This is a genomic window from Salmonella sp. SAL4457, assembly GCF_046548235.1.
GTDB lineage: Bacteria > Pseudomonadota > Gammaproteobacteria > Enterobacterales > Enterobacteriaceae > Salmonella > Salmonella enterica.
Map to the genome: position 1 here is coordinate 1 of NZ_JBGDZO010000821.1, position 257 is coordinate 257.

Sequence of the window (257 nt, forward strand, 5' to 3'; positions counted from 1 at the left end):
GCACCCGCTCGTTGTAGCGCAGCAGGTGCGGCGAGCTGTAGACCCCGACCGACAACCCCTGCTCACGCAGCAGTTCGGCGAGCAGGGCGCAGGTGGAGCCCTTGCCGTTGGTCCCGGTAACGGTGACCACGCGTTTCGCCGGCCTTCCCAGGCCGAGCCGGCGCGCTACCTCGCGGGAACGCTCCAGGCCCATGTCGATGGCCGTCGGATGGAGTTGTTCGAGATAGCTCAGCCAATCGGCCAGGGAACGCTGGGTC

1 pseudogene is annotated in these 257 nt (G+C 68.1%); it reads right to left on the reverse strand.

What is annotated here, in order from left to right:
- Positions 1–244 (reverse strand): annotated as a pseudogene (locus tag ACLJNW_RS26460) (bifunctional tetrahydrofolate synthase/dihydrofolate synthase); the annotation flags it as partial.
- Positions 245–257: the final 13 nt, after the last annotated feature.